The following is a 24,638-nucleotide window of genomic DNA, read 5'->3' as shown; positions in this document are numbered from 1 at the left end:
ATTAATTTATTCTGTTGCAACAAACACTGATTATACATATTAAGACCAAACCAATCAAATATTATACAATAAAAATCAACCCAATAACATTCATGATTTAAAAATCAAGGTCCTTTTACACCAATGCAAATAAAATTGCTGTTAAATAATTTCCTTCTGGGAAGGCTGCCAAAGTGGGATGACAGCTTGCTGGCCCGTATACGCCTAAAATACGCGCCTGCTTTCCCATCGCAACAGCCTGAGCGCTTACCAGAGAACAAAAATCCTGAGATGAAAGTGCTGAAGAACAATTGCAGGTCATCATTAAAGATCCTGTTTTCATATATTTAAATGCTTCTCTGTGTAAAAATCGGTAATAATTTTTAGCTTGCTGTAAATGTTTCTGTGAAGGAACCAGTTTTGGTGGGTCAAGAATCACCACATCATATTCACCGGCCATTTTCAGATATTCTCTGGCATCTGCTTTAATAAATTCAATATTATTTAAGTGATTTAAAACAGCATTATTTTTAGCCTGCTCTATTGCCTGTGCGGAGCTATCTACAGCAGTAACATGAAGAGCGCCCGCTTTCGCTGCGTGCAAAGCAAACCCTCCGGTAAAAGTATAAAGATCCAGGACTTTTTTTCCCCTGGATAGTTTTGCTATCCTCTTGTGATTTTCTCTTTGGTCAAGAAACAATCCAGTTTTCTGGGTATGCGCAAATTCAACATGATACAGAACACCTTCTTCCATAACCTGCGTGCTATCCTGACTTTTCTCCATATGGATTTCTTTCCAACCATCTTGAGATAACGGTTTGTTTTGAGGAAGCCAAATGATATGGTTATGCGGGAATAGCTCTTGCAACACCTGAACAATAATCGATTTATTCAATTCTACCCAATAAGCAGAACTCGCTATAACACAATATTCATTGAAGCAGTCAATCGTTAAACCAGAAAGTCCATCCGCTTCACTGTTGAACAGTCGATAAGCATTAGTCTGTTCATTTGGCAAATCAAGACATCGTCTAACCAGACTGGCTTGTTTGATTCTATGAGTAATTAAAGATTTGTAATCCGAGCGATTTATCTGTTCATTGGAGAGAGCAAGAACTCTTACTCTATATAAAGAGTGCTCATTATAAGCTCCAACACCCAAATTCTCTCCTTCAGAGCTTATTATCTCAATCAATTCACCTGTAATCAGTTTTCCCGAATATTGGGCTATGGCTTTGGGGAAAATCCATGGATGACCTCTTAATACAGTGTTTTGCTTCCCACTTACTAAAATAACTTTCGCTTTCATTCTCTATTTCCCAAAACCTAAAAGTCAGTTAATCTACACTATCAAGAATTATACTTGCAATGGAAAGAAGGACAAATATGCGGCAATTTACAAAATACCTAGCCATTTTTCTATTTTCATCTTTGGTAAACCTTTCTTATGCCGACCCCTGGTTCACCGGACCTTTATTGGCACCCGCTGGCCATACCGTTGCCAAGGGTCATACCAACCTAGAAGTCTATGGGATTGATGTCTTTACTAATGGCCAATACAACGCATCTGGACAACGGATATCCACACCCAAGTTTAAAACCTTTGCAGCTAACCCAATACTCACCCATGGTTTTACTGACTGGCTGGATGTGCAGTTGACTGTACCTTATTTATTCAACTCGACACGCGGAGTCCATGAGAACCATTTGGCTGATGTTTCAACTGCATTGGGAATACAAGTGTTGGAACAAAAAGGCTCTCCTAAAAGAATCGATTTTCGTGTCCTTTTACAGGAAACAATACCGACTGGACGTTATGACCAATTGAATCCGGCTTTACTTGGCACTGATGCCACTGGTCTTGGAAGCTACCAAACTTTAGTGGGCTTAGACTTTCAATATTTATTACAAGTTTTTAAAACCCATTATCTAAGAACACGATTTATTGCATCACGTCTTTTTTCCAGCAATGTTCATGTTGATGGGCTAAGCAGTTATGGTGGTTCAATAAATACTCATGGGACGGTTAAACCCGGCATCGAAAATAACTTAGACTTAGCCTTTGAATTTACTCTTACTCAACACTGGGTTGCCGTAATGGAAGGTTATATTGCAACTGGTAAAGCCACTCGGTTTAACGGTATTTTAAACTTTAACAGCATTGGAAGCCCTCCAGTCAATGTCAGTGATTTGGATGCTGCCCCCGTAGTCATTGGCAACGGCTCATTTAGAGAAGAAGCACTAGCTCCGGCAATAGAATACAACTTCAATGAAAACATTGGAGTAATTGGTGGGGTTTGGTTCCCTGTAAGTGGAATCAATACTTCACATTATATGACCTATGTACTGGCGATTAATGCCTTTTGGTGATAGTCAATGCGTTACTCATCCTATGAAATGAAAAAAAATAAATTCACTTATGGCCTTGCCCTTGGAGCTCTGGGGGTTGTGTTTGGTGATATTGGTACTAGCCCGCTGTATGCTTTAAAAGTTACCTTATCAGGTATTCCTATCAATCAATTCAATATATTAGGCGTATTATCGCTCATTTTTTGGTCGTTAATCATTGTTGTTTCTTTTAAGTATTTAATGATTATTTTTCGAGCGGATAACGATGGGGAAGGAGGAATTCTAGCACTTCTTGCCTTGATGAAGCATAAGAGCACCAAATATCAACCTCTATTTTACATAGTCGCCATATTTGGTGCCGGTTTGTTATTGGGTGATGGTATGCTAACGCCTGCCATTTCCGTTGTTAGTGCGGTAGAAGGTCTTGGAACTCTTTCAGACAAGCTCTACCCTTATGTTCTTCCCATAGCTTCTTTAATCCTCGTTTTGCTTTTCTCTTTACAAGCCAAAGGCACAGCAAGAATAGGCTACCTTTTTGGCCCGCTTATACTTGTTTGGTTTATAACCATAGCCATATTAGGAATACTGCAAATTGTCGAACATCCAACAGTTTTGAAAGCGATCAATCCCTACTACGCCATTGCATTTTTGGTTGATGAAGGCTTGCGCGGATACTTTTTGCTGGGGGGTATTTTCCTTGTAGTAACAGGAGGGGAAGCTTTATTTGCAGACATAGGTCATTTTGGTAAAAATCCAATACGATTCAGCTGGTTTTTTGTGGCCCTTCCCTGCCTTTTATTAAATTATTTTGGCCAAGGCGCTAACCTGATAGTACGCCCAGAAGAAATAAGTAATCCATTTTTCATGATTGCGCCACCATGGTTTTATCTGCCTTTAATCATTATTGCAACTGTTGCTACAGTGATCGCATCTCAAGCCGTAATTTCAGCAACTTTTTCATTAACCAAACAAGCCGTGTTGTTAGGTTTATGCCCCAAAATTCCAATTGTCCAGACATCCATGCTGCATTCAGGACAAATCTATGTCCCGCAAATCAATTTTATTTTATTTATCGGTACCATGGCATTTTGTCTGGCTTTCAAAACCTCGGATAACCTGGCTCATGCTTATGGAATTGCTGTAAATCTTGAAATGCTTTTGGTTGATGCCATGGTTGCTTATGCCGCTGTTTCAATATGGAGATGGTCAACATTCAGCGTGATGTTCCTCTTTGGCCTATTCCTTTTGATTGATTTAGCTTTTCTAGGAGCAAATACTCATAAATTCATTACAGGTGGCTGGGTTCCAATTGTTTTAGCTTTCTTTATAGCCTTTATTATGTACAGTTGGCGCTATGGTTTAGAGTATTTAAGAGATAATTTTTATATGAACAAAGAAGATATCTCTAAAATTTTAAAACAATTACAATATAAAAGCTTAAATCAACTGCCTGGCGTCTCGGCGATTTTTATTACTGATGTTTATGATAAAAGTGGTGGTAGTTTTCTCCATTTTCTTAAACTAAACCGTTCAATGCCAGAAAATGTCTTAATTGTAAATTATATAGTTGATAACATTCCTTATGTTCATTACACCCAGCGCTATGAAATTGTTTGTCTTGACGAAAAAGTTTGTAAATTAGTTATACATTATGGCTTTATGGAAACAATTAATATCCCCAGAAGCCTGGAGAAAGCTTGTAATAAAAATTTACTTCCTTTCAAGTTTAACGTTGATACAGCAACGTTCATGGTTGAAATCCCCAATATTATGGCTTCAAAAGAAAAAAGATCTCTAAGTTTTTATTGGCAAGAAAAACTGTTTGCTTTCTTGATGCGCAATTACTCAGCGAATTTAAATATTGAATTCTATAAATTACCTTACAATAGAACTATAGCAATAGGTACTTATTGCATTTTATAAGATTAGGCCAGGGTTCGTTGACATTTTGCTCTCTTGCGTCGAAATGTCAACAGACTCTGATCATCGCAGTAAAATTATATACGTGATAACATCCCAAATTTATTTTAAGGACTGATTATGTGGTTCAATAATGCACTGATATTTCAATACAAACTAGACGATGAGTGTGATTTAAACCGCTTCTTGACTGAAGAAGCACTTAAACCCTGCCCACCTCATGCTCGCTTCACCTATGGTTGGGTCCCTGCGTTTGAACAGGAAATGGTTCATGAAGCAGCTGGTAGCACGCTGATTTGCCTTGGTAAAGAAGAACGAATCCTTCCACGAGGAGTCATTAATAAAATGCTCAAGGAAAAAATTCAGCAAATAGAAACAACTCAAGGTCGACCGGTAAAACGGGCAGAAAGAGCTCAAATGGCTGAAGATCTTGAATTTGAACTATTGCCTAAATCTTTTTGTGTGCAAAAAAAACTTTTAGCGATTCTTGATAGTGTCAGTCAGAGATTAATTATTAACACTTCAAGCAACAATCAGGCGTCTCAATTGACCTCATTTTTACGTAAATCAATCCCCGGTATTCTGATAGAACCATTAAATCTTACTGAAAACCTTGCTTTGCGATTCGCAGAATGGCTCCATTCTCCAGCAACTCTTCCTGATGATTTTCAATTAGCCTCCGATTGTTTGCTCTTTTCTCTTGAGGATGAGAAAAAACGAGTCCATTGCAAAGGCTACGAATTACCCGCCGAAGAAATCCTGACTCTACTAGCTCAAGGCATGGGGACTGCAGAAATCTCATTAATTTGGAAAGAGCGCATTCAGTTCACCTTGACGCATGATTTCACCTTCAAAAAATTGAAAAGCCTTGATTATCTGATCGACGATTTTAATGAAATCAGGCAACTTGAAGAAGAATACCAAAGACAAGATGCTGCGTTGACCTTATTAAGTGGAGAATTGAGAGAACTTATAAACGGATTAATGAAGATCTTTGTTAATACTGTTAATGCTGCTGAAATGAAGCCATCTCAAATTGAAAAAGCTGCCGAAGATTAGACTGTATAAAGTAGTGTCATTTTAACCCGGAACATATTGAGGGAACTCGTTTGTTAACAGAGTTCCCTCTAATCTTTACTCAAGAGAAAACGATTGAATTACATATCACATGTTGAACCCGGCTTGCAGAATAAACTCTATAAATTTTTATACTCATCAAGAATTAATTCTTACCATATTGGAGGTATGGTAAGTAGCCTTGTAAACAGCCATAGCATCCTCTGCTGCCTTATTAAGCCCTAAAGCCTTATTGGCTTCGTACATTACAACTAAAGCTTTTTGAGCGCTGGGAGCTTGAGGATAGTTTTTCACTAGATAACTCGCACGTTCAGTGGCCGCCACGTACATTTTGCGCTTGAAGTAGTAAAGAGAAACATTGAGTTCGTGCTGAGCAAACATATTTCGTAAATAAATCATGCGTTGCAAGGCATTAGCCTTATATTTGCTGTCAGGGAATTTCTGGATTAGAGTAGCAAAATCAACGAGGGCTTGAGTCTGTGTCCCAGGATCTCTCCAGGATTCGTCCATAGGAAGCATTTTGGCAAATACACCTCGTGTTTGCTGGAAGTTAGCCAAGCCTCTCATATAATAGGCATAATCGACGTTTTTTGCTCGTGGATACAGATGAATGAAACGCTCAGCTGTTGCTGCAGCAGAAGGATAGTCTTCGTCTTTATAATAAGCATAGATAAGTTGCATCTGAGAGCTTTCAGTATAATCACTAAAAGGATACATAGACTCCATAGCTTCCAGCTGTTTGGCAGCGGTAGCATACTCCTCTTTTTTTAAGGAGGTTTGTGCCGCAGTATAGAGCTGTTTAGCCGTCATACCTTTATATGGGTTATTATCTTCATCATCTTTTCCCCATTTCGCACAGGACGATATTCCAACAACCAACCCAATAAGAAATAACACATGAATTCGTTTCATAAAGCACACCTATCAATTATATCTGCTGCATTTACAAGAACAGCAACTGGAAAATTTGGGACATTATACCTAGGACCAGTTAATTTGCGAACAACCTATCATTCTTTTATTTATCTATAAAAAAAGATTTGCAAAATGATAGATGTTCATATAGTATTCTCGACCGGAGAGATGGCAGAGCGGTCGATTGCGGCGGTCTTGAAAACCGTTGAAGGGCAACCTTCCCAGGGTTCGAATCCCTGTCTCTCCGCCAAACAACCCTACCCCGATATATCCCCCAAAAAAACTATTTTGCCTTGAAATTTCTTCTGTTATTTTCAGTAAAAAAATAAGTGCATAACATCCAGACCTTGAATACAAAAGACTAGGGATATAGTGTATCTATTAACTTAATAGTGCCATATCAAGAGTTGTTTTGATGTGGAGCATGGTGTTTGCTGCACGGGTTACTTTTTTTGCAAAAATAGATGAGCGATTTTCACTAAGCAATTGTTGGGTAGATTGTCCATCATTAACTCGTGTGACAAGCCAATTATCGATAGCTTTTCTATATTCTGTAACATTCTCAGGCAAATTAGCCAATTCATTTGAAAGTATTTTAAACTGCTCTTGCTTCGCTGCACGATCTCCAAAACCCACGAAAGCGCCAGCATGATGAATTTCTTGATCAGCCAATTTTCTTACCTGTTGGCAAGCAAAATACTCTTTAAATTTCATTAAAGTGTGATTTTGATGTTGATTGGAAAAATCGATTACCCATTTAGCATAATAAATTAGGCTCTGCATATGGCCATGATGATTTCTTTTACCCATGTTTATTTCCATATGGTTTAACACATCGAGCAAATCACTATTACTCTGGCAATTGCGGATATCCTGCTCGTAGTTCCTTACTCCAAGATGCGTTCTGGAAAAAAAGGCATGCCAGGGATTTTGATATGCCTTCAATAGATTTAAAATAAGTTGCTTGACATTAAAGAGTTTATTCGATTGATCTATCGATTCTTGCAGCAGCATGTCAAACTCAAGTAAAGCACGACGATTGGTAATCAGATCACGGTATTGAAATGCTCTTGCCTTTGTTGGTTTTTCGTTAAAGTAAAGTGGTTGTCTTTGACCAATTTTGGGAATCACAACCCTACTTAGAATCAAATCTGCAATTTGCTGATTATTAAGCCGTTGATTATTTTTAAAACTCATCCTGTTCATCAAAAGTTGAATATAATCATAGACCTTTTGCTCATGTTTCGGTAAATGAACAGCCCGCCATTGAGCGTCTTCCCTGAAAGCAGCAACCATTCTCTGATAACTGAAATAAGTATCTTTCAGACGTAAATTTCCTAATTTGAAGGTAGCCGTATGGTTATACAGAGTTTTAAGATACTGGTTTTTCATTAAAAACTCATCAAGAGATAAATTGTCATTCCTCTCTTTCATTTTTTGATATTGTGCGGCCAATATTTTAAAATGCATCAGGATTGCATCAGCAGAAGATTGATGAGTAGACTCCATATCTTCACGCCGCTCATCAGGGCCACCAGGTTGAATAGAAGTAACGATATTGAACTTTTCAAAAATGGGTTGTGATACCATGTCATCCATTAAGGCTGTATCACCAGCGAAATAAATATCTCCTTCTAATTGATTTGCATGCAACACATAGCCATTAAATGCTGAGCGATGGGCGTCGGTCAGTGATCGACCCGACCAATGCCTGGCAGGGACTGCAGTTATCCTTAATAATTCGTTCCCTTGGAAATCTGCAATCTTTGCTTGTTCCCACCATTTCAGCCCTACAACATCGGTAAATCCCATACCTATAAAGAATGATTCATCACCTTCCGGAACTATCATCTTCGGTTGCTGTTTTACAAGACGCTTTAATGTGGACTGACTGACATGATCATGGTGATTATGCGAAATCACTACGATATCAATTTTTGGTAATTTTTTACTGCCCGTGCCATCAATTAAACAACCTTCCTCTGTCATACGGGGATATAAGAATGGAGCCAAATCACCTTCAACAGGATCAGTGACTACATGCAATGGCGAATCATTAGCAGGTATGGTCATTAGATTTGACGCATGACCAATCCAGTAATGAGTGGCTGTTTGTTGTTGAGTTACCCCTGGTTCAATCGCTGGATCATTGGCATAGACCTCGCTATCCAAATAATCATGTTCTTTATAACGAGCAGTTTCAAAAACATGAATACCCATTTTAGCCAAAAACCAATTGCACAAAGCCTTAACTCTTTCCCATTGAGTAGAGAAGAAAATTCTCTGGGCTTCTGAGCCATGTTGGTGTGCTTTCTTATCGTCTGGCGAGGTATAATGCCCTGTTCTCATATCGTATTGAATCTCAGGAAGAAGATGCTGTCTCAGATCATCTTTGAATTGATTCTCAGCGTGCAAATGACCCAATCGGCTGATAATCAAGTTTTTGCGTTTGAGATATTTTTTATTCTCCAAATTCAAATTTAAATCTTCAATTATCCGGTTCGGTTGTAAATGAAGAAAATTCTGTAAGGTAATAAACAAGCTGGCATACAAATGATTAGTCTTATCTACTTCATCGCTCGAAACTTCATCGATAATTTTCTTTAAATAAGTACTCAGAGCAACAGTATGCATTGCATCTGATTTGAAAAACCAGTTCCTTGTTACTCGTTCATTTTCCAAAGAAAAGCAGGATAGTGGTGTGTTATAGTTTGCAATGAAAACATTAAGATTATTAATAGCTTGTTGCATTTGAGCATCAGTCAACATATTTTCTTACCCTATTATCCAATCAGCTGAGTCGTTTGCTATGTTTTGCAGAAGAATCATAAATTTTTGCTTCGTTGCGTTCTCAATATTTTTTATGATTTCATTACATATCTTTGTTTGATTACACTTTCCACTTCTTCTATACCAAAATTCAGGTTTCCCTGCTTGGCAGCCCATATTGAAAATCGACTTTTTGCTACTGAAGTATCTCGAGCGCTTTTATCCTGTAGCCATAAAGCGTGGGCTACTCTCTCTGGAGTCAGCGGTTTTTTCTTATTGACTTTGATGCCTGATAAAAACTCTGGTTTATCAGGAGTTAGGAAATCAGAAAAATTGATTTGCTCATGTAAACTGTTTTCTAAACGAACCAAATGCTCTGTATGAGCAGTTCTTAAGCATTTTACTTCATCAAAATAACGCGATATTTCTTTAGCACGCTCTTTTTCATTGATATAAATGTCGATCCCCCCTACCAATCCTGTAGTAAACAGGGCTGCCCCAACAGCAATGAGAGCTACTCCAATCGGGGCAAGAACGCCAGTCAAAAACAATGCCGCACTGACTCCAACTATTAGACCCATAAAGACACCAAATCCAAATGAGTCTCTATTTCTAGTGAAAAAACCCTCATTTCCGGGAGGAGATAACTTGCTTAATTCAATGACTAAATCGTGATTCGCTTTATCTCTATCTATAATATACTGTTTTATCAAAGGATTGGTTTGATAATAGTTTCTAATCTTCTGTTCAACACTTGCGACTTCAAATTGACTTAAGAGCAAAATATTTCGATTATCCCGACGTGTTCCATCAAATTTTATACCATGCAAATCAGATTGTATTTTTTGAGCCATTGCTTTAAAAATATGCGCTAATTCGGGATTCTTTCTCTCTGCATCCTCGATCATTTTAATCTGTGCGTAACGCTCGGAAATATTATTTAATATTCTGCTTACATCAGTAGTGTTTTTATTTACAGAAGGCATTTTACTGAACGATAAGGCAATCTTGTTCGATAACTCGCTTAGATGCTGCTCATAGATTCCGTCTTTGAAAAATTCAATATCTGCAGCCATATTAACTTTTATTGAATTGATATAGTGCCTTAATTTTTCATCATCCAATTGTTCTGCCAATTCGATGAGGATATTGAATTGTGCAGACTTTCGATCACGATTGTCTATATTTCGATTCGCTTTGATTCGTGAAGCCAACTGTCGAATATAGTCAGCATTAAGTGTTCCATCTTCATTAAAAATGCCTTTTATTAAACTGGCGACTTTATCATTATTAATAATTGTCTTTAATTCTTTTTCAATAGCATCAGGATTATCCATGTCAACTAAAGTTTGAGCTTCAGACCTAACATAGTTTGGAGAAGCAAGAACTGCTACTTTCCTGTCCTTGTAATTCCCAACGGTATTTTGAATCACTGAAATAATCCAGCCTTTATGTTTTCCTTCACTACCACCATTTGGAGCAGCAACCAGGGAAAATCCTGAGGGTTGTCCAGCAGAGTTTTTATAAGAAAAACAAATTCTTGATGTGTCTCTTGTTACGTCCATGAATGCTTCAGGATCTTCTTCTGACAAAGGTAAGGAAAAGTGTTTGGTTTGAAGAATTTCTCCTATTACCGCACCGGTATTGTCTCCCTGAGAAAAAGATGGATAAACACCTTCTGATAGTACTAACTTACCTTGAAAATTGATAGTTAACCAATCCGATTTTAATTGCGCAACAGTAAATCCATCAAAATCCACGTAACAGGTTCTGTCAAGATCTTTATCGATTTGCTCAATTGTTTTAGTAACAGCATTTTTTTGTATTTTGGTTTGTTTCAATACTTCTTCAGGAATTAATTCGGCATCTTTGGATAAAAAGACACTTTCAGGCAATGAAAATACTTTAGGTACTTGTTGATAAGTTAAATTGAATTTTTTAATACCGGGCATAACAACTGGCTCCAATATTTTCATAATGTGGATATTATAACATTTTATCCATCAAGAAAACATTAAGATCAACATGATTTTATTTAAACCAATCATATTTCTTTTAAATCAAATTAAAACCAGTATTACTTAATTAAATAAACTCAGGAGCTCAAACGAGGAGTACTCCCGTGCTGTATTTATTTTTGCACGGGATTTTATTCAATTTAAAAGTCATCTCTATATTTTTTGTAGACTTCATCCGTTGCCTTCAATGATTCCAAAAGCTGTTTCATTTTGTCTAAAGGCCAACTATTGGGGCCATCACTTAATGCTTTGTCCGGATCAGGGTGAGTTTCCATAAATAACCCGGAAATACCAACAGCAACGGCTGCTCTTGCAAGAGCCGGAATAAACTCTCTCTGCCCTCCGGATACACCATTATTACCCCCAGGTAATTGAACTGAATGGGTTGCATCATAAACCACTGGGCAACCTGTTTCGCGCATGATAACCAGGGAACGCATATCAGACACCAAATTATTGTAGCCGAAGCTCACTCCTCGCTCACAAGCCATAATTTGCTCATTGCCTTGCGCCTTTGCTTTCGCAATAACATGTTTCATTTCCCAGGGAGCAAGAAATTGTCCTTTTTTAATATTAACCGGTTTATTCATGGCAGCAACTTTTTGGATAAAATTGGTTTGTCTGCATAGAAAGGCTGGTGTTTGTAACACATCAACGACACTGGATACTTCAAATAAAGGTGTGTCTTCATGAACATCAGTCAAAACAGGAACACCAATTTGCGATTTGACCTTTTCAAGAATTGACAACCCTTTTTCAAAACCTGGCCCTCTGTAACTGGAAATAGACGAACGGTTTGCTTTATCAAAAGAAGACTTATAGATGAAAGGGATATTCAATTGGCTGCACATTTCCTTTAAATATCCTGCGGTCTCTAAAGCCAGTTCTTCACTTTCAATAACACAAGGGCCAGCAATCAAAAACAATGGCTTATCCAAGCCTGCTTCAAAACCACATAATCTCATTTTTTGTCCTTCTCTTGATGATGAATACGAGCTGCAAGTACAAATTCCTTAAACAAAGGATGACTATCTCTTGGATTTGATGTGAATTCAGGATGAAATTGACAGGCTAAAAACCATGGGTGATCCGCTAATTCTATCATCTCAACCAGTGAATTATCTGCTGATCGTCCTGAAATAATTAAGCCATGTTTTACTAAACTATCCACATACTTGTTATTGACTTCATATCGATGTCTATGACGCTCTACAATTTGTGGTTTGCCATAAACCTTTCTTGCCAGAGTGCCTGCAGCAAGATGGCAGTATTGTCCACCCAAACGCATGGTTCCACCCAAATCAGTATTTTCATCCCTGATCTGCTTGCTGCCATCAGCATCCATCCACTCACTAATTAAACCAAGTACTGGATATAATGTTTCTTTATTAAACTCAGTCGAATTAGCTCCTGTCAAACCGACTACATTTCTGGCAAATTCAATAACGGCTGTTTGCATCCCCAGACATATCCCTAAAAAAGGAATTTTATGTTCCCGAGCGTATTGAATAGCCTTGATTTTACCTTCGACTCCTCTCTCACCAAAACCACCAGGCACCAAAATAGCATCAATGGATTCAAGCAATAAAGCACCATGTTTCTCTATCAACTCAGCATCAAAATAGATAATTTCTACTTTTGTTTCAGTATGAATTCCTGCATGCAATAAAGCTTCATTAATCGATTTGTAGGCATCATTCAACTCTGTATATTTACCTACCATAGCGATTTTCACTGTCATCGTTTGAACGGCTTGCATATCAACTACTCTTTGCCACTCGCTCAAATCAGCTTGCTTAGCCTCCAGGCCTAGTTTCTTAACGACAATTTCATCTAGATGCTGCGCATGTAAAATCATGGGTATTTGATAAATACTATTCGCATCCTCAAGAGAAATCACAGCTTCTTTTTCAACATTAGTGAACAATGCGATTTTAGCCCTGTCCGCCATAGATAATGGTTTTTCTGAACGACAAATTAATACATCTGGCTGAATACCAATAGAGCGCAACTCCTTTACCGAATGTTGAGTTGGTTTAGTTTTTGTTTCCCCAGAAGTAGCAATATAAGGAACCAAAGTAAGATGAATAAATATTGCGCGTTGTGAACCTAACTCAATACGCATCTGCCTGATTGCTTCAAGAAACGGTAGTGATTCAATATCACCAACAGTTCCTCCTATTTCAACCATAGCTACATCGAATGCATCCGCACCCAATTTGATACAGCGTTTGATTTCATTAGTAATATGAGGAATAACCTGAACTGTTCCCCCTAAATAATCTCCCCGTCTTTCTTTCTTAATTACATTTTCGTAAATTTTTCCCGATGTGAAATTATTACGCTTGGTCATTGTTGTTTTAACAAAACGCTCATAATGTCCCAAATCCAAATCGGTCTCTGCCCCATCATTAGTTACAAAAACCTCACCATGTTGAAAGGGACTCATAGTACCAGGATCAACGTTAATGTAGGGATCAAGCTTTATCAATGTAACGCGAAGACCACGAGCTTCAAGAATAGCTGCAAGAGATGCGGCTGCTATGCCTTTTCCTAAAGAAGACACAACACCACCAGTAATAAAAATATATTTTGTCATTTTTTTGACCCCGCTCAAAATGCCGAATCCACCAATTTGGTGTTCAATTTAATTTGCATGTAAACGGGATTCAATTCTATCAAAATGAAAATATAAATAACAGAAATTTGAGCAAAATTAATAGAATTATTGCAATTGTTGCTTAATAGAACGCATGGAAACTGCACAATCTATTGCATCTCTCCCCTTATGGCCGTGAGCTCCTCCTGCTCTGTCCAAAGCTTGTTCATCATTTTCAGTAGTCAACACCCCAAAGACAACAGGGATATTATAATCTAACATAACCCTTTGGCACCCCTGGCTGACTTGATCGCAAACGTAATCATAGTGAGAGGTTTCACCTCGGATAACTGCTCCAAGTGCCACTATGACTTCTACTTTTTGTTTTTTCGCTAATAACTGTGCAACAAACGGAATCTCTACTGCGCCAGGAACTTCAACTAAAGTAATGTCATCTGATTTAAAACCCAGTTCAGTCAATCTATCTAGCGCCCCTTTTTTTAATGCAGAGGTTATCAATTCATTAAAGGTACTTACAACTATCGCTATTGGAAACGTGACACCATCATTAACAATTGTTTTTATCTCTCTCATGTTTATCCTAATCAATGGCTAATAAATGCCCCAGCTTTATTTTTTTGGTTTTTAAATAACTATGATTTTCCCTGGAGGGCTCAATTTCCAAAGGAATACGTTGAGTAATCTTCATTCCATAACGCTCAAGAGAAGCAATTTTTAAAGGATTATTGGTTAGCAACCTTAATGCGTCAACCCCCAAATGTTTCAGTATTTGGTATGCTACAGCATAATCTCTATCGTCAGCAGGTAATCCTAATTCCAGATTAGCATCGACTGTATCCAGCCCCTGCTCTTGCAAAGCATACGCCTTTAATTTGTTTGCCAAACCTATTCCACGTCCTTCCTGACGCAAATAAATTAATATGCCACCCTCAGCTCCGATCTGAGATAAAGACAACTCCAGTTGCTTTCCACAATCACATTTTCTGGAACCAAAAACATCACCAGTAATGCACTCGGAATGAATGCGAACCAAGGGCACTTGATTACCATACAAAGGAGGTTTAACCAAGGCAAAATGTTCACCAGAATCAATCTGATTCTCAAAAACTGTCATAGTAAAAACACCGTTCTCCTCCAGAGGAATCTGAGTGGTTGCAACGGGATGAATAAGGTTTTCATGCCGTATTCGGTAATGAATTAAATCTTTAATGGTGACCAAAGGTATTTGATGTTTTTTTGAAAAAAGGGCTAATTCATCACGTCTGCTCATTGTTCCATCTTCATTAATGATTTCACAAATCACTGCGGCCGGGGTCAATCCGGCAAGTTTTACCAAATCAACACTGCCTTCTGTTTGACCCGGTCTTTCTAAAACTCCTCTTTTCCTAGCCCGTAAAGGAAATACATGCCCAGGCGAAATGATATCAGATGGTCCACTTTGTGGATCAATAGCCACTTGAATTGTTCGAGCTCTGTCTCTTGCTGAGATACCTGTGGAGACACCGTTAGCTGCTTCAATCGAAACAGTAAATGCCGTTCCATACGGCGATTTGTTATGTCGTGCCATCATGGGCAATTGGAGCTTGTCTATCAATTCCTCTGCCATAGGCAAACAAATTAAACCACAACCAAGACGCGACATGAAATTAATGGCTTCAGGAGTAGCGTGCTCAGCAGCAATCACCAAATCACCTTCATTCTCTCTATCTTCATCATCCATTAGAATAATCATTTTACCGGCTTTAAGTGTCGCCACTGCCTCTTCTATTGTTGCTAATGAATGTTTCATGACACTACCTCATGGTTCAATTTCCCGATGATTTGAAGCTGATGAGCCACAATACGGGTAAGATAATCAAATTCAATATTGACTTGCTGACTCACTGTTAACGAACCAAGATTGGTCATTAAAAGTGTATGTGGTACCAGCATGAGTCCGATAGTTTGTTCTGACACAGTATTAATAGTCAAGCTGACGCCATTTACTGTGATGCTGCCTTTGGGTATTAGGTAATGCTTGTGTTCCGAAGTAAAACCCTCCAAATCCATCGCGATAAATTCATTAACAGCCCGAATGGATTTCACTTTAGCCTTGGTGTCTACATGGCCTGATACATAATGACCACCAAAGCGGGTAGATGCCAGCATAGCTCTTTCAAGATTAACCATGTCGCCAGATGATAAATTGGACAATGTCGTAACCAGCAGGGTTTCAGGTGAAACATCAAAACACAGATCAGGCAAGTCGGATGGTAACAAGGTTAAACAAACCCCATTTACAGCGATACTCTCACCAGGTTTCAAATCCTGATAATTTGAGGAAATGACTAAACGACTAGAATTTCGCCCTTGCCTGTTCACTAATACTTTGCCTGTATTTTCTATCAATCCGGTAAACACTCATCCTCCTGCCAATCCAAACATGCTATCATATTGTCACCCATAGCTTGCCAACTTACCGTATGAGCTTTTTCAAAAATCCCCTGTTGTTGATAAGCTGATATCGCTTGATGCCCTAAACTGCCGGGAACCAAATACAAATAGGTTCTATGCACCAATCCTTTACTATGTAACGCAGAAAAAATAGCTCCACCGGCTTCAACCCATACGTCATGGTATCCCAGTTGACCAAGGTGAGTTATTATTGCGCCCAAGTCCATCAATCCATTTTGCAAAGGCATCACATGATGAGTGCTGTTGGGATAAGTCTTGGCCTGATTTGCTTGTGGTTGATGATAAATATGGCAATGTTTTGCTGTCGAAAAAATGATTGTGTCATCAGACAAACTTAAATTGCGGTCAACAATGGCAACTGGTTTTGCTACCACCCTACTATCTAATCTGGCGTTCATCCTTGGATTATCCATTTGAACTGTCTTGGCACTGGTTAATATAACATCACTGGCAGCACGCATTTGGTGAGTGAATTGTTCGCATAAAGCATTGGACAAAACCACTCGATCTCCCTCAGGTTTTCCAATTTTACCATCAAAAGTTTGTGCTATTTTAACAGTGACTCTTGGTTTATGGGTCATAGTCCAATAAGCATAGCTTTTATAGAACGCATCAATTGCCGTTATAGGAATATGCCTGACTTGTATTCCATATTCACGTAATTTTTCTGAAGAATTACTTTTGGCAACAATGGGGTTTGGGTCAAAATAGGAAAAAATAACTTCCTCTATACCATGATTGATAATAGCGTCAACGCAAGGGGGAGTTTTGCCCCAGTGATTGCAAGGTTCCAGCGTAACATAGAGTGTAACCCCTGGTGTTTTGGGTGGAATTTGTGATAACAATAATTGTTCTGCATGCGGTGTACCTGCACCTCTATGCCATGCCTGTGCTATAATATTACCATTTTGCACAGCAACCGCCCCAACACTGGGATTGGGGGCACAAAAGCCTCTCCCCAGTTTGGCTTGTTCAAGTGCTGCAAGCAGAAACTGTTCGTGCATATATTAACCACCTTCTTAATGTGGTCGAATGATAACAAATTATTCAATTATTGAGTAGCCTAATGATTAAATTGAACTTAAATTATAAGTTAATCACGAAAAACATGTTACCTAAACTATTTTACTGGGGATTGGGGATTGCATTCTTTTTTTTAGCACCTATAACTAATGCTGGAAGTCTTTCACCCTATACAACCAAAGAACTGGAACAATTGGAAAGAGAATTTATTCAACTCATTAATCAATCGGACAGCGTAGAGCGCAATCCTTTGGCCAGTCAGTACATCAACTCCATAGGTAAAAAACTGGCACATTATGGTCGTATCAAAACACCTTATTTTTTTATTGTTAAATCCAAAGAAATCAATGCGTTTGCTGGCCCAGGAGGGTACATAGGCATTAATACCCAACTCATTTTAACGAGCAGCAATGAAAGTGAACTCGCCGCTGTAATGGCTCATGAAATCGCACATGTTCGCTTACATCATCTTTACAGCATTATAGAACATCAAAAGCAGATGCGTGTTCCATTATTAGCCTCTATTCTGGCGTCTGCAGCATTAGGAGTCTTGAATCCGACTGTTGGAATGGGCGCCATGATGGCATCCGTTTCCGGATTTTCCCAGGACAACATTAATTTTACACGCTCAAAAGAAAAAGAAGCCGACAGAATTGGTATAGATATGCTTATTAAGGCAGGCTTCAATCCTCAAGGTATGGCCGCATTTTTTAATAAAATGCAAGAAAATTCCCGTTATTATTACACTGCCAATATTCCAGCCATACTGCGGACTCACCCCTTGGATGCTGACAGGATAGCTGAGGCTGAAAATAGAACCAGCCGTTTGCCTAAAAAACATTATACCGATTCTTTGGACTATGCCTTATTTAAAGAATTAATCAGAGTTTCTGTCGCATCTAACAATAAACAAATTCTAGATTATTATGAACATCATTGTCATAAAAAAAATCCTGCCACTGCTTGCCAGTATGGGTACGTACTCGCCTTGTTAAATAATAACAATTTTCAGAAAGCAGCTGAAAAATTAAACCCTTTACTGTTACAGGATAATGGTAATCTCAATTTTCAAATTGCTATGGCTCAGGCTGAGTTAGGTTTATCACAATATCAATCAGCACTCGCTCGTCTTGCAGAATTACAAAATAATTTTCCTGACAATTATGCAGCTCTAATGGCTTATGCCCAAGGATTGTTAACCGCAAATCAACCTGAAAAAGCTACAGCCGTCCTTCTTAAGGGCAGTAGACAATACAAGGAAGACTTACCCCTTTGCCGGGAGCTTGCAAGAGCTCAAGCGGAATCTCATCAGAAAAGTTATGCCTATTTTACTCAAGCACAATGCTTACTACTTGAGGGACAAAAAAGAGGAGCTATTGCTCAATTAAAAGTGGCGCAGAAACTGGCCAAAAAAGATGCTTATTTATCCGCAAGAATTTCGGCAAAAATTGATGAAATAAAATTTATGGTTGAAAATTAGTCTAGTAGATTGGATTATCTAAACAACCTGGTATTACTTTGCTTTCAAGTTGGATAGGGAGTAACCATGAATGAAATTCAAGTATTTTTGCGTCAAAAACTGAATTCAGGGTTAGATATTTCACAACCTCAATTGGTAAGGCTACCCATGGGTAATATGGAGTATGTTACTTATGGAGATGGAAAACCTGTACTGATTATTCATGGTGGAGGTGGTGGTTATGATCAAGCTGTACTTTTATTCAAGCGCTATATTCCTGAAGGTTACCAAATGATTTGTCCTTCTCGTCCTGGTTATTTGGGAACACCGATTGACACTGGACAAACAGCGGAAGAGCAGGCAGATGCCTTGGCCGGATTACTGGATTATTTGAATATTCCCAGCGCAGTTATTGTAGCCATATCAGCTGGCGGACTTTTTCTGTATCCTTTTGCCATTCGTCACCCGAAAAAAACTAAAGCAATCATTGCAATAGATGCTATAGCTGGGGAATATTTAATGCCTGAACAATCCGGCAAATTGGCTCAAACCCTATTTATGACTGCTTTTGGTTTATGGTTGACAAAAAAAAGCATGATTTATTTTCCAAAAACGTTTATTAAGAATTTAATTAAACTGGAAGGTTACCTCGATCCGGCTCGTGTAGATAACAGAGTGAAAGAGATATTAAATTGTCGGGAGCACCTGGAAATCATTGCTGAGCTGATGTATAGCATAGCAGACTATAAGGCTCGTAAAATAGGAACCATGAATGATATGGCAGAAGGTGTAAAAACCAGCTGGTATGATTTTGCTAAAATTAGCTGCCCTGCATTAATAATCCATGGGACACATGATGCTGATGTAAAATTTTATAATGGCGTATTCGCTTATGAGCGATTGGCATCGAAAGAAAAAGAACGTTTCTGGATTGAATATGGCACTCATTTTGGATTTTTCTTCGCACGTGAGGCACAACAAAAATTCCAGGAATTTATAATAAAACATGCCTAAACAGGTTTGTTGTTGAAAAACTCCAGGAAAACGAAGTGGCAGTGGGTTCTATCATGGAATTATTGATAACCAGATGGGAAATTACAATAAATATCATTGTAACTTCCCAAACGGTCCATCTTATTAAATTACTTTACAGCAACTTCTTTCCACCAACTGGTTTTGGTATCTGCAACCCAATCAGCATTTCTTAAATTTTTAACAAACAAAGCAGTTTCCTCAGGGCTTGAGTGTTTGGAGTCAAGTTTTATACACCAGTCCCAATCCCCAGAGGTAGACCAAAGACTTTGAACACCGTTCATCTTTGCTATTGCAGCAGAATCTGACCAGGCATTTTTAGTTTTTAAAAAAACAACACTATTCCATGAGTTCATTGTTTCTTCCTTAATTTTAATCAATTATATTTTTTCGCTTTGAACAACAGTTCATTGCGTTCTATAAACTTAGACTATGAATTATCAGATTTCAAACACAGATGAAAAACAATTTTCTGATATTTTAACTCCTGAAAATCTTCATAGCACAACATCTAATCAAGACCCAGTTTTTTTAATCGATAGCGGAGAGTGCGAAAGCTGATACCTAATAGTTGCGCAGCAGCTGTCCTGTTCCATTTTGTTTTCTCAAGGGCATCAAGAATTAATTCCTTTTCCTGATCCTGAAGATAGCCATTTAAGTTAGTTGATACGGAGGATGCTGCAATAGCTGGGGTTATCGTTGTTCTGGGCAAATGTAAATCGCTTGGTTCTATGACCTCTCCTTCACACATAGCCATGGCACGCTCGAGGATATTTTCCAACTCCCTGACATTTCCTGGAAAATGATAAAAGCTCAATATTTCAAAACAATCTGGATTGATTTTAACCAAGCTTCTGTTTTGATTTTTAGATAATTTTTTTAATATTGCCTCTGTCAGGAAAGGGATATCAGAAAGTCTTTCCATTAAAGTTGGAACACGCAGCTCAATCACATTAATTCGATAATACAAATCTTGACGAAACCTCCCTGCCTTGATTTCTTCAATCAAATTTTTATGGCTCGCGCTTAGAATGCGAACATCCACCGGAATTTCATATAACTCACCTATTGGTTTAATTGCCTTCTCCTGAATAGCGCGTAGTAATTTAACCTGCATGGCAAGAGGAAGTTCGGCAATTTCATCAAGAAACAAAGTACCACCATGAGCTGCAACAAATAATCCTGTTTTATCAGAAATCGCTCCTGTAAAACTGCCTTTTTTATGACCAAAAAACTCTGACTCCATCAACTCACCAGGTATGGCACCACAATTGACAGGAATAAATGGCTTATCTTTTCTGGGACCATTAGTATGAATCAACTGAGCAACAAGTTCTTTCCCAACACCTGAATCACCTTGAATGAAAACCGGTGCCTGACTGCGAGCTAATTTATGAATGCTCTCACGAAGTTGTTGCATTACAAGGCTCTCACCAACCAACAGACCTTCATCAGAACTCTCGGTAGACGGATTTTGCATGGATAGTGCCGTCTTGACGAGATCTCTCAGCATTTTCAAGTCGACAGGTTTGGATACATAATCAAATGCGCCAGCCTTTAAAGTATTGACCGCACCCTCGACATTTCCATAAGCAGTAATAACAGCGACTGGCAACTGTGGTTTGTATTTCTGAATGAATTTAACAATTTCTATACCATCTCCGTCAGGCAAACGCATGTCGGTTAAAACCAAAGAATAATAATTTTGTTTTATATGTTCTACGCCCTGCTTAAAATCAGACACCGCATCGCAAGCCAAGCCCATGCGCGATAAAGTAAGAGTTAATAACTCTCTTATGTCTGGTTCGTCATCTATAACAAGCACTTTGCTTTTAGTCATATTAAAAGTTCATCCGATGGATTAACAGTGATCGCAAAACAACATCCCTTATTTGATTTTAACAAATTTAGCCTGGCTTGATTAATTTCACACAAATCTCTGGCAATAAATAACCCCATCCCAGTGCCGCCTCGCAAGGTGGTAAAAAATGGTTCAAAGATATTATCTCTGTGTTCAGGAGGTACACCCGGTCCAGAATCACATACCGTCAAAGTTATTTTATTCGAAGAAGATTTGGCAGCAATGATTATATCCACATAACCTTCATGATCCCGTCCATGTTGAATGGCATTCTCACACAATATGACCAAAATCTGCTCCAATTGACTTTTATCAAAAACAACCGATAAAGGCTTATTGACAGGTAATTTTATCGTAAGATTACAGGGATTATTGTGAGTAAAATCCTGTTTAAAATGTTCTAAAAATGTTGAAAGTTCATTAACCTGTGGTTGAGATTTCTGACGTCTTGAAAGTTGCAATACATTTTTAATCACCCTGTTCATTCGCTCACAATTGTTCATGATTAATTGTTTTAAACGAGTATTCTCTTCATCTAAATCCTCATTATCTCCAAACAATTGGATAGCATGAGCAATCGCACCCAAGGGATTACGTAATTCATGAGCAATACTTGCCGAAAAACGCCCTAAAGCTGCTAATTTGAGTTGTTGTGCTTGTTGTGCAATATAAGTCATGTCTTCCAGAATAATGAGTACTTCAAACTTATGCCCAACAGAAGTAGAAAAAAAATGTACTCTAAGATAAGGCTCTTCAATAATAGTTTGAGCCGTACGTTCATTATTCGTTGTTTTTAATAGAAAATCATCAAATTTGGATACAAGTGAATCAGATAGCTGATCCAATTTTTGAATTGCATGATGTTTACTCACATTAAAGAATTCGCGAGCAGCAGTATTCATCAACCGGATTCGCTTCCCCTCTGCAACATAAATAATGCCTGAATGCAATCGTTCAACAATATATTCATTGAGTCTTTGCATCCCTGCTAATTCGTAACTACGATGTCTGGCCAGGCTCTCAGACATTCTGACCCAATTGGATAAATACCAGGCAGTGATAGCCGTTGCAAAAAAACCAGCCCCATAGATTCCACTATAAAAAAAAGTGCTTAAGTCCTTTTGATTATAAATAAAAAATTGCAACACATTCCCACATAGCAATAAACAACTGGCCAGTGATGCAAAATAGATGGCCAACCGCCCAGGAACTAAAATGCTTAAAGCAGCAATAGTCACATTTAATAATATGCCATAACCGGATTCCAAATTACCAATGATACCTAGCATGCTGGAAATGGCTATGACATCAATCGTACCCGATAAAAACACCTGCTTATCAAAACTTAAAATTTTTCTATGCCAAAAATAAAGAAAAATCAAAGCAAATATTAAATAAGAAAAAGCGATGCAGAGAAATAATAAGGGATAATATTTTTTGATATAACTGAAGTAATAAATGCCTAAAAATAGAAAAATACTTACTATTCTGTAAATGTTGTAAACCAACAATATTCGCCATTGTCTCATTTTCGGATTGTTGATTTGGCGAGCAGCAGACATCCTTTTCTAATCCATTAGGTTATTCAGCTTATTTTAATAATATAACCAGACTTGATCATTTTGCACAATACATCAACCAAGATCCACACCAATGATCACTAATATTTCCACAGTTTATTTTCATTCCATATGGTCAGTGCATCTTGAGATCCACTGTCCTTGGCTTTTCCAATCCAGTATTTTGCTTTAGCTAAATCTTTATTAACACCCATGCCGTCAAGATACATAATACCCAGATTAATTTGCGCCAAATCCAAACCTTGTTCAGCTGCCTTTTGATACCAATACATCGCCTTCTTAAAATCTCTTTTCACCCCTTCGCCTCGTATATACATAACCGCCAAATTGTTTTGCGCCAAATCCAACCCTTTTTCAGCAGCTTTTTGGTACCATTTGCTGGCTTGTTTATTATCTTTCTTTATACCCAACCCCTTCATATACATAATCGCCAGATTATGTTGTGCTAAAGGCAATCCTTGTTCCGCTGCTTTCTTATACCACGAGACTGCTTGGTGAAAATTAACTGGCAATCCACGACCTTTCATATACATTAAACCCAAGTTATTTTGGGCTTCGGCAAATCCCTGATCTGCCGCTTTTTTGAACCATAAATAAGCCTTTTTGTAATCTTGCAGCTCGCCATCATTTGAATAGAGAACACCCAAATTATTTTGAGCCAGAGTAAATCCATTCTCTGCGGCTTTTTCGTACCAATAAATAGCCTTTTTCATATCCTTTTCTGTACCAATTCCTTGTTCATAAATATATCCAAGGTTATTTTGTGCTTTTTCCCCACCTTGTGCCGCTGCTTTTTCATACCAATATATTGCTTTCTTGCCATCTTGAATGGAAGAATCACCAGTCATATACAACACACCAAGATTAGTTTGAGCAATCAATGAACCTTCATTTGCTGCTCTGGTATACCAACTAATAGCAGCTTTTAAATCTCTTGGAACCTCTTCGCCTCGCTCATAAAGAACACCAAGATTATTTTGAGCATCAAGATCTCCTTGCTCCGCTGCTTTGATATACCAGTGAATCGCCTTCTTGATATCTTTTGGTATACCATTGCCATACATGTACATAACGGCGAGGTTATATTGGCCGTCTGAATTTCCGCCTTCAGCAGCCTTTTGATACCAGAGAAAAGCCTGGCTTAGATCTTTTTTAACCCCCAGACCATTTTCATATAGAATTCCTATATTATTTTGACCAATTGCCAAACCCTGTTCCGAAGCCTTCTTAAACCAATACATAGCTTGCTGATTGTTTTGTGGCACACCTTCTCCTTTAAGATACAATACACCAAGATTATTTTGTGCCTCAGCTTGTCCTTGATCTGCAGCTTTCTGATACCAATAAATCGCTTTTTTTAAATCTTTTTTTACACCATCACCCTTTTCATATTGGAGCCCTAATTCAAATTGTGCTTGAGCATCACCCTGTTCCGCCTTATCCTCTGTATTTAATTGTTTTTGTGAACTACGATAGGTATCAACATCCAGCGCTGATAAAGGGGAAGTTAGAAGTAATATGGAAAATCCTAGAACAACCAATTGTTTCATCATACCTCCCTGTAATCATTGTTCAATTATAG

The 24,638-nt window shown here is 38.2% G+C and carries 19 protein-coding genes and 1 tRNA gene; 6 read left to right on the top strand and 14 right to left on the bottom strand.

The window, feature by feature from the left end; translation table 11 throughout:
* Window positions 1-115: 115 nt before the first annotated feature.
* Entirely contained in the window at window positions 116-1,288 is a 1,173-nt protein-coding gene (locus tag OQJ02_RS05630) for a class I SAM-dependent rRNA methyltransferase (RefSeq protein ID WP_265718260.1), read from the bottom strand.
* Window positions 1,289-1,365: 77 nt separating this feature from the next.
* Here OQJ02_RS05630 and OQJ02_RS05625 point away from each other — a divergent pair, with 77 nt between their 5' ends.
* The 3 genes from OQJ02_RS05625 (at window position 1,366) to OQJ02_RS05615 (ending at window position 5,307) form a co-directional block, all read left to right on the top strand.
* Entirely contained in the window at window positions 1,366-2,349 is a 984-nt protein-coding gene (locus tag OQJ02_RS05625; RefSeq protein WP_265718259.1) for a hypothetical protein, read from the top strand.
* A gap of 27 nt (window positions 2,350-2,376) precedes the next feature.
* Entirely contained in the window at window positions 2,377-4,251 is a 1,875-nt protein-coding gene (locus OQJ02_RS05620; protein WP_265719800.1) for a potassium transporter Kup, read from the top strand.
* Window positions 4,252-4,368: 117 nt separating this feature from the next.
* Window positions 4,369-5,307, top strand: a complete 939-nt coding sequence (locus tag OQJ02_RS05615) for a recombination-associated protein RdgC (protein ID WP_265718258.1) — start codon at window positions 4,369-4,371, stop codon at window positions 5,305-5,307.
* Between the two features lie 156 nt (window positions 5,308-5,463).
* On the opposite strand, the gene OQJ02_RS05610 is transcribed toward OQJ02_RS05615, so the two are convergent.
* The gene (locus OQJ02_RS05610) at window positions 5,464-6,237 is read right to left on the bottom strand and encodes an outer membrane protein assembly factor BamD (RefSeq protein WP_265718257.1); all 774 of its coding nucleotides are present in this window, start codon (window positions 6,235-6,237) and stop codon (window positions 5,464-5,466) included.
* A gap of 165 nt (window positions 6,238-6,402) precedes the next feature.
* Between OQJ02_RS05610 and OQJ02_RS05605 the strand changes: the two genes are divergently transcribed.
* Window positions 6,403-6,490, top strand: a tRNA-Ser gene (locus tag OQJ02_RS05605).
* A 131-nt stretch (window positions 6,491-6,621) separates the two neighbouring features.
* Here the strand turns inward: OQJ02_RS05605 and OQJ02_RS05600 are convergent.
* From OQJ02_RS05600 to ribD, 8 genes are all read right to left on the bottom strand, one after another.
* Window positions 6,622-9,009, bottom strand: coding sequence for an MBL fold metallo-hydrolase (locus OQJ02_RS05600; RefSeq protein ID WP_265718256.1), 2,388 nt, complete (start codon window positions 9,007-9,009; stop codon window positions 6,622-6,624).
* A gap of 92 nt (window positions 9,010-9,101) precedes the next feature.
* A complete protein-coding gene (locus tag OQJ02_RS05595) occupies window positions 9,102-10,994 on the bottom strand; it encodes a hypothetical protein (RefSeq protein WP_265719799.1) in 1,893 nt (630 codons plus the stop codon).
* A 173-nt stretch (window positions 10,995-11,167) separates the two neighbouring features.
* On the bottom strand, window positions 11,168-11,992 hold the full coding sequence (gene kdsA / locus OQJ02_RS05590) for a 3-deoxy-8-phosphooctulonate synthase (protein ID WP_265718255.1): 825 nt from the start codon (window positions 11,990-11,992) through the stop codon (window positions 11,168-11,170).
* Window positions 11,989-13,626: a CTP synthase gene (locus OQJ02_RS05585; RefSeq protein ID WP_265718254.1), complete on the bottom strand. Its 1,638-nt coding sequence runs from the start codon at window positions 13,624-13,626 to the stop codon at window positions 11,989-11,991. Before OQJ02_RS05585 ends, kdsA begins: the two co-directional genes overlap by 4 nt.
* Window positions 13,627-13,752: 126 nt before the next feature.
* Window positions 13,753-14,220: a 6,7-dimethyl-8-ribityllumazine synthase gene (ribH, locus tag OQJ02_RS05580; RefSeq protein WP_265718253.1), complete on the bottom strand. Its 468-nt coding sequence runs from the start codon at window positions 14,218-14,220 to the stop codon at window positions 13,753-13,755.
* 7 nt (window positions 14,221-14,227) lie between these two features.
* Window positions 14,228-15,436, bottom strand: a complete 1,209-nt coding sequence (ribB, locus tag OQJ02_RS05575) for a 3,4-dihydroxy-2-butanone-4-phosphate synthase (protein WP_265718252.1) — start codon at window positions 15,434-15,436, stop codon at window positions 14,228-14,230.
* Window positions 15,433-16,047: a riboflavin synthase gene (locus OQJ02_RS05570; RefSeq protein ID WP_265718251.1), complete on the bottom strand. Its 615-nt coding sequence runs from the start codon at window positions 16,045-16,047 to the stop codon at window positions 15,433-15,435. Before OQJ02_RS05570 ends, ribB begins: the two co-directional genes overlap by 4 nt.
* Window positions 16,032-17,105: a bifunctional diaminohydroxyphosphoribosylaminopyrimidine deaminase/5-amino-6-(5-phosphoribosylamino)uracil reductase RibD gene (ribD, locus tag OQJ02_RS05565; protein WP_265718250.1), complete on the bottom strand. Its 1,074-nt coding sequence runs from the start codon at window positions 17,103-17,105 to the stop codon at window positions 16,032-16,034. The genes OQJ02_RS05570 and ribD overlap by 16 nt, the downstream gene beginning before the upstream one ends.
* Window positions 17,106-17,167: 62 nt before the next feature.
* On the opposite strand from ribD, the gene OQJ02_RS05560 reads away from it, so the two are divergent.
* Window positions 17,168-18,604, top strand: coding sequence for a M48 family metalloprotease (locus OQJ02_RS05560; RefSeq protein WP_265718249.1), 1,437 nt, complete (start codon window positions 17,168-17,170; stop codon window positions 18,602-18,604).
* A 66-nt stretch (window positions 18,605-18,670) separates the two neighbouring features.
* Entirely contained in the window at window positions 18,671-19,597 is a 927-nt protein-coding gene (locus tag OQJ02_RS05555) for an alpha/beta fold hydrolase (protein ID WP_265718248.1), read from the top strand.
* Between the two features lie 128 nt (window positions 19,598-19,725).
* Here the strand turns inward: OQJ02_RS05555 and OQJ02_RS05550 are convergent, their stop codons facing one another.
* The 4 genes from OQJ02_RS05550 to lidL all read right to left on the bottom strand — a co-directional run bounded on the left by OQJ02_RS05550 (window position 19,726) and on the right by lidL (window position 24,606).
* Entirely contained in the window at window positions 19,726-19,971 is a 246-nt protein-coding gene (locus OQJ02_RS05550; protein ID WP_265718247.1) for a hypothetical protein, read from the bottom strand.
* 155 nt (window positions 19,972-20,126) lie between these two features.
* The gene (locus OQJ02_RS05545) at window positions 20,127-21,455 is read right to left on the bottom strand and encodes a sigma-54-dependent transcriptional regulator (protein ID WP_265718246.1); all 1,329 of its coding nucleotides are present in this window, start codon (window positions 21,453-21,455) and stop codon (window positions 20,127-20,129) included.
* The gene (locus OQJ02_RS05540; RefSeq protein WP_265718245.1) at window positions 21,452-23,038 is read right to left on the bottom strand and encodes a sensor histidine kinase; all 1,587 of its coding nucleotides are present in this window, start codon (window positions 23,036-23,038) and stop codon (window positions 21,452-21,454) included. Before OQJ02_RS05540 ends, OQJ02_RS05545 begins: the two co-directional genes overlap by 4 nt.
* A gap of 98 nt (window positions 23,039-23,136) precedes the next feature.
* Window positions 23,137-24,606 carry a Dot/Icm type IV secretion system effector LidL gene (gene lidL / locus OQJ02_RS05535; RefSeq protein ID WP_265718244.1) on the bottom strand — a complete coding sequence of 490 codons (1,470 nt, stop codon included), beginning with the start codon at window positions 24,604-24,606 and terminating at the stop codon, window positions 23,137-23,139.
* Window positions 24,607-24,638 lie beyond the last annotated feature (32 nt).

The organism is Legionella sp. PATHC032, from assembly GCF_026191185.1.
GTDB lineage: Bacteria > Pseudomonadota > Gammaproteobacteria > Legionellales > Legionellaceae > Legionella.
The sequence above is the reverse complement of the archived record's forward strand: the minus strand, read 5'-3'. Positions and strand labels throughout refer to the sequence as shown.

What these genes read in the sequence shown, in the direction of transcription:
- OQJ02_RS05610 (WP_265718257.1), bottom strand. Translation starts at nt 6,237, where the DNA reads ATGAAACGAATTCATGTGTTATTTCTTATTGGGTTGGTTGTTGGAATA.
- lidL (WP_265718244.1), bottom strand. Translation starts at nt 24,606, where the DNA reads ATGAAACAATTGGTTGTTCTAGGATTTTCCATATTACTTCTAACTTCC.
- ribD (WP_265718250.1), bottom strand. Translation starts at nt 17,105, where the DNA reads ATGCACGAACAGTTTCTGCTTGCAGCACTTGAACAAGCCAAACTGGGG.
- kdsA (WP_265718255.1), bottom strand. Translation starts at nt 11,992, where the DNA reads ATGAGATTATGTGGTTTTGAAGCAGGCTTGGATAAGCCATTGTTTTTG.
- OQJ02_RS05625 (WP_265718259.1), top strand. Translation starts at nt 1,366, where the DNA reads ATGCGGCAATTTACAAAATACCTAGCCATTTTTCTATTTTCATCTTTG.
- OQJ02_RS05550 (WP_265718247.1), bottom strand. Translation starts at nt 19,971, where the DNA reads ATGAACTCATGGAATAGTGTTGTTTTTTTAAAAACTAAAAATGCCTGG.
- OQJ02_RS05600 (WP_265718256.1), bottom strand. Translation starts at nt 9,009, where the DNA reads ATGTTGACTGATGCTCAAATGCAACAAGCTATTAATAATCTTAATGTT.
- OQJ02_RS05560 (WP_265718249.1), top strand. Translation starts at nt 17,168, where the DNA reads ATGATTAAATTGAACTTAAATTATAAGTTAATCACGAAAAACATGTTA.
- OQJ02_RS05555 (WP_265718248.1), top strand. Translation starts at nt 18,671, where the DNA reads ATGAATGAAATTCAAGTATTTTTGCGTCAAAAACTGAATTCAGGGTTA.
- OQJ02_RS05615 (WP_265718258.1), top strand. Translation starts at nt 4,369, where the DNA reads ATGTGGTTCAATAATGCACTGATATTTCAATACAAACTAGACGATGAG.
- ribB (WP_265718252.1), bottom strand. Translation starts at nt 15,436, where the DNA reads ATGAAACATTCATTAGCAACAATAGAAGAGGCAGTGGCGACACTTAAA.
- OQJ02_RS05585 (WP_265718254.1), bottom strand. Translation starts at nt 13,626, where the DNA reads ATGACAAAATATATTTTTATTACTGGTGGTGTTGTGTCTTCTTTAGGA.
- OQJ02_RS05630 (WP_265718260.1), bottom strand. Translation starts at nt 1,288, where the DNA reads ATGAAAGCGAAAGTTATTTTAGTAAGTGGGAAGCAAAACACTGTATTA.
- ribH (WP_265718253.1), bottom strand. Translation starts at nt 14,220, where the DNA reads ATGAGAGAGATAAAAACAATTGTTAATGATGGTGTCACGTTTCCAATA.
- OQJ02_RS05540 (WP_265718245.1), bottom strand. Translation starts at nt 23,038, where the DNA reads ATGTCTGCTGCTCGCCAAATCAACAATCCGAAAATGAGACAATGGCGA.
- OQJ02_RS05545 (WP_265718246.1), bottom strand. Translation starts at nt 21,455, where the DNA reads ATGACTAAAAGCAAAGTGCTTGTTATAGATGACGAACCAGACATAAGA.
- OQJ02_RS05620 (WP_265719800.1), top strand. Translation starts at nt 2,377, where the DNA reads ATGAAAAAAAATAAATTCACTTATGGCCTTGCCCTTGGAGCTCTGGGG.